Below are 2,340 nucleotides of genomic sequence, written 5' to 3'. Positions count from 1 at the left end.
ACCACATCCGGGCGCACACCCCACGACTCAACAAGCCGGAACAGTGCCGTCTCCACGGCAAACAGGGCAGGCTGCGCGTACTCGGTACGGTCCAGCAGAGCGCTCTCCGCCGACCCGCCGTCCTCCGCGAACAGCACGTCCTTCAAAGGCCGTTGGAGGTGGGCGTCGAGGTGGCCGCAAGCCTCATCAAGCGCCCGCGCGAAGACCGGGAACGCGTCGTACAACTCACGTCCCATCCCGCCCCGCTGCGCGCCCTGCCCGGTGAACAGAAACGCCAACCGTCCCTCAGCCACCACACCCCGGGTGACGCCCGTCGCGTCCTCGCCGGCAGCCAGTGCGGCCAACCCAGCCACCAACTCACCACGGCCGACACCCGCCACCACCGCGCGATGCTCCAACTGTGCCCGCGTCGTCGCCAGCGCATACCCCACATCCACCGGCTCCGGAGCACCCGCAACCGCATCCGTACGCTCCAACAGGTCCAACAGCCGGGCCGCCTGAGCACTCAGCGCCGTCGCGCTCGCGCCAGACACCGGCCATGCGCACGTCTCGGGTCCGTACACCCGTCCCGTGACCGGCTGCGGCTGCGGCTGCGGACCGCCGGCCCTGGGCTCGGCATCGGCAAGCTCGGGGGCCTGCTCGATGATGACGTGGGCGTTGGTGCCGCTGATTCCGAAGGACGACACCGCCGCACGCTTCAGCCTCCCGCCCTCCCACCGTCGGGACTCCCTCAGCAGCTCCACCCCACCCGCGGACCAGTCCACCTTCGACGACGGCGCATCCACATGCAGCGTCTTCGGCAACACGCCGTGACGCATCGCCATGACCATCTTGATGATCCCCGCGACACCCGCCGCAGCCTGCGTATGCCCGAGATTCGACTTCACCGACCCCAACCACAACGGACGCCCCTCCACACGGTCACGCCCGTACGTCGCCAGCAGCGCCTGCGCCTCGATCGGATCACCCAGCACCGTCCCGGTACCGTGCGCCTCCACCACATCGACCTGGTCCGACGACAGCTGCGCATTCGCCAACGCAGCCCGAATCACGCGCTGCTGGGACGGACCGTTCGGCGCAGTGAGGCCATTGCTCGCACCGTCCTGGTTCACGGCAGAGCCCCGAACCACCGCCAACACACGGTGACCATTGCGCCGCGCATCCGACAAACGCTCCACCACCAGCACACCGACGCCCTCGGACCAACCGGTGCCGTCCGCCGCCTCGGCGAAAGACTTGCAACGGCCATCACGCGCCAGACCACGCTGCCGGCTGAACTCGATGAAGGTGGCCGGAGTGGCCATCACGGTGACACCGCCGACCAGGGCGAGTGAGCATTCGCCGTTGCGCAGCGCCTGGCTCGCCAGATGCAGCGCCACCAGCGACGAGGAGCATGCCGTGTCCACCGTCACCGCTGGCCCCTCCAGGCCGAAGGTGTACGCGATCCGTCCGGAGACGATGCTGCCCGCGCTGTGACTGGTCGGGTAGTCGTGGTACATGACGCCGGCGAAGACACCCGTCCTGCTGCCCTTGACGGTCGCGGGGTCGATGCCCGCCCGCTCGAACGCCTCCCAGGAGGCCTCCAGCAGCAACCGCTGCTGCGGGTCGGTGCTCAGCGCTTCGTTCGGGCTGATTCGGAAGAAGGCCGCATCAAAGTCGGCCGCGTCGTGCAGGAAACCCCCCTTGTTCACGTAGGTGGTGTCCGGCCGCTCGCCCTGCGGGTCAAAGATCGTGCCGGTGTCCCAGCCGCGGTCCTCCGGGAATTCGGAGACCGTGTCCTTGCCCTCGGCTATCAGGTGCCACAGGCTCTCGGGCGACTCCACGCCGCCCGGGTAGCGGCAGGACATGCCCACGATGACGATCGGATCGTCGGTGACGGACTCCTCCTGAGTCACCGGCGCGGTGACAGGTGTGTCGAGCGTGCCGAGGAGTTCGTCGTGGAGGTAGCTCGCGAGGTCGCCGGCGGTCGGGTAGTCGAAGACGAGCGTGGCGGGCAGTCGCAGGCCGGTGGCGGTGTTGAGGCTGTTGCGTAATTCGACCGCGGTCAACGAGTCGAAGCCCAGATCGTTGAAGGCACGGTCGGGCGCGATGGCAGCCGGAGTCGCGTGCCCCAGCACCGCGGCCACCTGACCACGCACCACATTGAGCAGCGCGCGTTCCCGCTCGGCCGGGGCCAGCACGGACAGCTGCTGGTGCAGTGTCTCGGCGGTGGTGCCGTCACTGACAGCCACGGTACGGCGAACGGTGGGGACCAGGTGCTGATAGAGGGGTGGCAGTGCTGTGCCCTGCGCCCGCAGCGCATCCACATCAAGCCGAACCGGCACCAACGCCGCATCAGCC

1 protein-coding gene is annotated in these 2,340 nt (G+C 68.8%); it reads right to left on the bottom strand.

Annotated features, from left to right (window positions below; all coding sequences use genetic code 11):
- Positions 1–2,340: type I polyketide synthase (locus EST54_RS33700; protein ID WP_129251461.1), on the bottom strand; the 2,340-nt coding region annotated here is incomplete at both ends.

Origin of the sequence: Streptomyces sioyaensis (assembly GCF_004122735.1) — a bacterium.
GTDB classification, from domain to species: domain Bacteria; phylum Actinomycetota; class Actinomycetes; order Streptomycetales; family Streptomycetaceae; genus Streptomyces; species Streptomyces sioyaensis.
The sequence above is the reverse complement of the archived record's forward strand: the minus strand, read 5'-3'. Positions and strand labels throughout refer to the sequence as shown.